Here is a 5,639-nt window from a genome sequence, read left to right on the forward strand (position 1 = left end):
CCGCGGCCATCGCCGCGGAGCACGGGGCGACGGTCGAGGTGCTCGACCCGAACCCGGCGCGCCGGGCCATGGCCGAACGCTTCGGCGCGACGTCGCTCGCCGGAGAGCCCGACGTGGTGATCGAGGCCTCGGGGCATGCCGTCGTCGACGCGCTCGACGGGGTGGCGGTCGGCGGCACGGTCGTTCTGGTCGGCAGCGTCTTCCCTACCGATCCGGTGCCGTTCGACGCCGAGAGCATCGTGCGGCGACTCGTCACGGTCGCCGGCATCCACAACTACACGGGAGCGGAACTGGCCGAGGCCGTCGCATTCCTGGCGGGCCGCGGTCGCGCCTATCCGTTCGCCGATGCGGTCGGTGCCGTGCGGCCTCTTCTCGACATCGACGACGCGCTCATCGACGCCGCTGCACGTGACGCACCGCTGCGCATCGGGCTGGTCCCGGGACGCTGAGCTCGGCGCGCTCCCGCAGAGATCTCGCAGAACAGCACGAATCTCGCAGAGATCAGGTCGATCCCTGCGAGATTCGTGTCGTTCTGCGAGCTTCGGGGGCGCGGGGCGCGGGGGCGCGGGGCGCGGGTGCGGTCAGATTCCGCGGTCCGGGGCTCCCTGCGGTTCGTTCGACTGCGGTCCCTCGCTGGAGTCGGCTTCCTCGGGAAGCGGCTCGTCGGCGGGCGTCGGCGACTCGCCGGCTTCGTAGTCCGGGCGGGGCGGCTGCAGCGGCTGGTCGGAGAGCTCGCCGCCCTTGCGTCCGCCGAAGGGGCGCCCGTGGTCGGCGAACTCCTCCCGGGCGAACACGAGCGTCCACGGGCCGGCGGTGAACCGTGCGCCGGTGCGCAGCGTCTCCGTCGCGTCGCCCTCGTGCGTGGCGTCGGCAGCCGGGTTCGCGTTCATCTCGCCGTCGCCGTGCAGCGTCAGCACGTACTCATCGCGCTCGTCGTGCGTGATCGTGGCGTGGACGGGATCGGTGTCGGCCAGGCGCAGCTCGTTGCCCTCGGCGGACCCGATGCGCACGAGGTCGGCCTCGAGGGCGAACTCGGTGCGCTCGTCGTCGCGGGTGATGCGCAGGAGCGGGTTGCCGGCGCCCCATTCGGCGTGCGTGGTCGTGGGGGTGTAGCCCTCGTCGGAGCGGTCGTCGATGTGTCGTGCATTCATGGCGAGTGGCCTCCTCGGTCGTTGTCACCAACGTAGCGCGGAGCGGGTGTTCTTCGGAGGGGCTTGACTTCCCTCCGACCGACCATCGAAGGGGTCGCCGCGATAGAGTGAACCTCGCGAGCGGGATCCGATACTTCGCACAGCGAACCGAGGGGCACATGGGCAAGTTCATCTATGAGGGCGGCGTGAAGACCGAGATCGAGGACCGCGCCCTCACCCACCTCCAGCTGGTCATCACGGCGAAGCTCCGCCGCGGCGAGCCCTTCCCCTTCAGCTGGCGCGAGGACTCCAGTGTCGGCGGCGGACGCACGACCGTCTGGATCCAGCCGGGCAGCTCGCTCGTCTTCAAGTACTTCGGCAGCAGGCAGCCCGCCATCAACCGCGCCTGGATCGAGGCCCTCGCCTTCACGGCGAACGCGCCGAGCGGCCTCTACCTCGTTCCGGAGCCCTCCGAGACGGGCGAGTCGCAGGCATCCGGAGAAGCCGCGGTCGCCGCACCCGCGTAGCGTCGCACTCGCTCCGGCGCCGCTCGCTGTCAACCCCCTGCCCGTGCTGCGGGTCGTCGGGGAGCCTCGAGGCAGACGCTCGGGCGCATGCCTGCTCGAGCGCACGCCGAGCAGACGAGGAGCCATCATGGCCGACAGCACACCCGACCCCCGGCACGCCCACCGCGACGAGGGGTTCCCCGCGCAGCATCAGGACCAGCCGGGTCTCACCGCGAAGACCGAACCGGCGCCCGACCACGGCGAAGAGAGCTACGTCGGACACGGCCGTCTGGAAGGCCGCCGTGCGCTCATCACGGGCGGCGACTCCGGCATCGGCCGTGCCGTCGCGATCGCCTTCGCCCGTGAGGGCGCCGATGTCGCGATCGCGCACATGCCGGAGGAGCAGGCGGATGCCGACGCCACGCTGGCCCTCGTGCGGGATGCCGGCCGCACGGGCCTGAGCCTGGCCGGAGATGTGCGCGACGAGGCCTTCGCCACCGATATCGTCGCCCAGACGCGGAGCGCGCTCGGCGGGCTGGACATCCTCGTGCTGAACGCCGCCTATCAGCACGACATCGACGGCTTCGAGAACCTCGAGACCGACCGGATGCGCCGCGTCTTCGACACGAACCTCGTCGGCCTGCTCGTGACGGCGCGCGCCGCGTTCGCCGACCTGGAGCCGGGGGCGAGCATCATCGTCACCTCGTCGATCCAGTCGTCCGCCCCGTCGCCGGGCCTGATCGACTACGCCATGACGAAGGCCGCGCAGGTCGCGTTCGTCAAGGCGCTCGCCGAGGAGGGCGGCCCGAGGGGCGTGCGTGTCAACGCGGTCGCACCCGGACCGATCTGGACGCCGCTGATCCCCGCGACCGGGTGGGATGCCGAGCGCCTGGCCACCTTCGGCGCCGACACGCCTCTCGGGCGCGCCGGTCAGCCCGCCGAGCTCGCCGGCACATACGTTCACCTCGCTTCTGCGGAGTCGTCGTACGTCACGGGTGCCGTGATCGCGGTGACGGGCGGCAAGGCCCTCTGACGCCGCGGGGCTGAGGGTCCGGGGCCGCCGGGCGCCGCACGCGATCCGGCCTAGGCTGGGCTGGTGCAGAAGCCCACGGCATCCGGCCCCCTCGTGGGCGTCGCCCTCGTCGTCGGCTCCTGCCTCTCGCTGCCCTTCGGCGCCGCCGTCGCCGCGCAGCTGTTCCCGGTTCTCGGACCGTGGGGCGTGACGTCGCTGCGCGTCGCGATCGCCGCGCTGCTGCTGGTCGTCATCGTGCGCCCGCGCCCCGGCCGCTGGACGCGCGGTCAGTGGCTGGCCGCGACCCTCTTCGGGGTCTCGCTGGCGGCGATGAACGGCTTCTTCTACGCCGCGATCGACCGGATTCCCCTGGGGCCGGCGGTGGCCATGGAGTTCCTCGGACCACTCGTGCTCGCCGCCGTCCTGACCCGGAAGCTCGCGGATGCCGCGTGGGTCGGCGTCGCCCTCGTCGGCATGGCGCTGCTGGGGATCGACGGCCTGATCGGCGCCGAGCCACTCGACCCCCTCGGGGTGCTGTTCATCCTCATCGCGGCCGGTTTCTGGATCATGTACATCCGGATGAGCGCCCGCGTCGGGGCACTGATCCCGGGCAGCAGCGGCCTCGCGATGGGACTCGTGGTCGCCGCCGTGCTGCTCCTGCCGGTGGGTGTTCCCACCGTGTCGGTGGTCGCGGGCGACATGCAGCTGCTCCTCCTCGCCGCGATCACCGCCGTGCTGTCATCGGTCATCCCGTACAGCTTCGAGCTCGCGGCGCTGCGGCGCCTGCCGCAGCGCGTGTTCGGCGTGCTGCTGAGCCTCGAGCCGGCTTTCGCGACGCTGGCAGGCTGGCTGATCCTCGGCCAGGATGCCACCGTGCTGCGGATGCTGGCGGTCGTGCTCGTGATCGCCGCCAGCGTCGGCACCACGCTCGGCGTGCGCCGGGAGCGTCGCGGAGACGGCGGGACCGGCCCGTTCACGGCGCCGATCCCGCTGCCCGACTGATACGTCGCCCCACGGTTCCTGAGCGAGGAGCGGAGCGACCGGACGAAGGGCGCTCCCGCCCGCGATCAGGCCCGCACGGGCGCCGCCAGCGGGAACCGTCGCCGCAGCACCATGCGCTGCACGAGCGTCCAGATGACCGTCACCGTGAGGTAGAGCGCGGCCGCGAGCGGCACGAACACCGCGAACACGGCGGTCAGGTAGTGCAGCGCCGACGCGATCCGCAGCATCGTCGGCGAGTTCATCGGCGAGTCGTCACCCTCGACCGGGGTCGGTCGGAAGACACGGCGAGTGACCTCGGCGACCGCGATCATGACGACCAGCAGGGCGCCGAAGACGAGACCGGTGGCCGGGGTCATCGTGCCGCCGAACACGGCCGAGACCAGGCTCTGCCCGAGCGGTGCTCCGAACAGATCGTGCGCGAGCAGGTCGTTGGCGTGTCCGGCGATGTCGGGGCGGATGAACAGCGTGTAGAGGATGCCGACGACGGGTGCCTGCGCGAGCACCGGCAGCATCCCGGCGAACGGCGAGGTGTTCTCCTCGCGGTACAGCGCGAGCGTCTCCTTCTGCAGGCGCTCCGGATTCTTCTTGTATCGACGCTGCAGGGCCCGCAGCTTCGGCGCCAGGCGCGACCTGGTCTGCTCGGCCCTGGCCTGCGAGATGCCGACCGGGATGAGGAGGGCGCGGACGAGCAGTGTGACGAGCACGACGGCGAGGGCGGCGGCGGATGCTCCGGCGAGAGGTTCGAGGAACGTGGAGAGCCCGGCGAGGGCTCCGTAGGCGGCGTTCAGGAGAGCGGTGAGCGGAGGGAAGGCAAAGGGGTCCATGGAAGTGTCCGTTTCGAGGCGTCGGGATGGGTCGGCGAAAGCCGCGTCGTCCCCCGCGAACGGACGGCCCCGTCAGGGCGTCCCGTTGCCTGTGGACTACGCGGCGGTCGCGGGTCCCGGCGCTCGCGGGCGCGGGTGGCCCGCGGCATCCGGATCGCTCTGCGCGAGCAGCGTGCCGATGTCGATCGCACGCAGCGGATGCGGCTCGTCGGAACGGATGACCGGGCGCACGCTCAGCACGACGGCGAGCGTGAGGGCGGTCACGGCGAGGAGGGCGATGGCGAGGCCGAGGGCCGCGGCATCCGGCATCGACACGAGCCCGAGCGCGGTCGCGACGACGCTCAGCATCTGCCCGAACCACTCGCTCACGCGCTCTCCCTTCCTCCCGCGAGATTATCACCGGCGGCGGGGGAGCAGGCTCGGCATTCGAATCGCGCAACTGGCCCGTTTTCGGTCCGATAGCCGACCAGGTGCGCGATTCGAAAGCAGCCGGCGGCACCTAGGCTCGAAGCATGAGTGACCTGCGCGCGCTGCTCGGGATCGAGCATCCGATCTTCCTCGGCCCGTTCGGAGGGCTCTCCTCCGTCGGACTCACGGCGGCCGTGAGCGAGGCCGGCGGATTCGGCTCCTTCGGTCTCTACGGATACGACGGCGACCGCATCCGTGCGACCGGCGCCGCACTGCGGGCTGCGACGGACCGCCCGTACGGGGTCAACATCTGGCTGCCCACGGGCGACGAGGTCGCGCCGAACGCGCAGCACATGATCTTCGCGCAGGCGCTGGAGCCGTTCTACGAGGCCGTCGGCGTCGAGGTCCCTGCCCGCCCCGAGCAGTACGTGCCCTCGCTCGACGAACAGCTCGAGGCGGTCTGGGAGATCGGTCCGGCGGTGCTGAGCGTCGTCTTCGGCGTGCCCTCGGCCGACCTGTTCGAAGAGGCGCATCGCCGCGGCATCCGCATCGTGGGCACGGCGACGACGGTGGCCGAGGCCGCAGCTCTCGCCGAGTCCGGCGTCGACGCGATCGTCGCCACGGGAATGGAGGCCGCCGGGCACCGGGTGTCGTTCCTGCGGCCGGCCGAGGAGTCGCTCGTCGGCACGTTCGCCCTCGTGCCGCAGGTCGTCGACGCCGTCGACGTGCCGGTCATCGCCGCGGGCGGCATCGCCGA

The 5,639-nt window shown here is 71.8% G+C and carries 8 protein-coding genes; 5 read left to right on the top strand and 3 right to left on the bottom strand.

Annotation, left to right across the window (positions count from 1 at the left end):
• Nucleotides 1–449 (top strand): zinc-binding dehydrogenase (locus tag DW306_RS11440; RefSeq protein WP_168429306.1); only part of this gene is annotated, 449 nt, incomplete at its 5' end.
• Between the two features lie 132 nt (nt 450–581).
• Here DW306_RS11440 and DW306_RS11445 read toward each other — a convergent pair.
• Nucleotides 582–1,151: a hypothetical protein gene (locus tag DW306_RS11445; RefSeq protein WP_240747165.1), complete on the bottom strand. Its 570-nt coding sequence runs from the start codon at nt 1,149–1,151 to the stop codon at nt 582–584.
• A gap of 158 nt (nt 1,152–1,309) precedes the next feature.
• Here DW306_RS11445 and DW306_RS11450 point away from each other — a divergent pair, with 158 nt between their 5' ends.
• The 3 genes from DW306_RS11450 (at nt 1,310) to DW306_RS11460 (ending at nt 3,650) form a co-directional block, all read left to right on the top strand.
• Complete coding sequence (locus DW306_RS11450; protein WP_136055721.1) at nt 1,310–1,657, top strand: ATP-dependent DNA ligase; 348 nt, start codon at nt 1,310–1,312, stop codon at nt 1,655–1,657.
• A gap of 127 nt (nt 1,658–1,784) precedes the next feature.
• Nucleotides 1,785–2,669, top strand: coding sequence for an SDR family oxidoreductase (locus DW306_RS11455; protein WP_136055722.1), 885 nt, complete (start codon nt 1,785–1,787; stop codon nt 2,667–2,669).
• Nucleotides 2,670–2,732: 63 nt separating this feature from the next.
• Entirely contained in the window at nt 2,733–3,650 is a 918-nt protein-coding gene (locus DW306_RS11460; RefSeq protein WP_136055723.1) for an EamA family transporter, read from the top strand.
• A 65-nt stretch (nt 3,651–3,715) separates the two neighbouring features.
• Here DW306_RS11460 and yidC read toward each other — a convergent pair whose 3' ends face one another.
• Nucleotides 3,716–4,474, bottom strand: coding sequence for a membrane protein insertase YidC (gene yidC / locus DW306_RS11465; RefSeq protein WP_136055724.1), 759 nt, complete (start codon nt 4,472–4,474; stop codon nt 3,716–3,718).
• A gap of 96 nt (nt 4,475–4,570) precedes the next feature.
• Nucleotides 4,571–4,843: a DUF6412 domain-containing protein gene (locus DW306_RS11470; RefSeq protein ID WP_136055725.1), complete on the bottom strand. Its 273-nt coding sequence runs from the start codon at nt 4,841–4,843 to the stop codon at nt 4,571–4,573.
• A 143-nt stretch (nt 4,844–4,986) separates the two neighbouring features.
• Between DW306_RS11470 and DW306_RS11475 the strand changes: the two genes are divergently transcribed.
• The coding region (locus DW306_RS11475; protein WP_136055726.1) for a nitronate monooxygenase at nt 4,987–5,639 on the top strand (653 nt) is incomplete at its 3' end.

Source organism: Microbacterium sp. K24 (genome assembly GCF_004794465.1).
Classification (GTDB): Bacteria; Actinomycetota; Actinomycetes; order Actinomycetales; family Microbacteriaceae; genus Microbacterium.

What these genes read in the sequence shown, in the direction of transcription:
- DW306_RS11445 (WP_240747165.1), bottom strand. Translation starts at nt 1,151, where the DNA reads ATGAATGCACGACACATCGACGACCGCTCCGACGAGGGCTACACCCCC.
- DW306_RS11450 (WP_136055721.1), top strand. Translation starts at nt 1,310, where the DNA reads ATGGGCAAGTTCATCTATGAGGGCGGCGTGAAGACCGAGATCGAGGAC.
- DW306_RS11455 (WP_136055722.1), top strand. Translation starts at nt 1,785, where the DNA reads ATGGCCGACAGCACACCCGACCCCCGGCACGCCCACCGCGACGAGGGG.
- yidC (WP_136055724.1), bottom strand. Translation starts at nt 4,474, where the DNA reads ATGGACCCCTTTGCCTTCCCTCCGCTCACCGCTCTCCTGAACGCCGCC.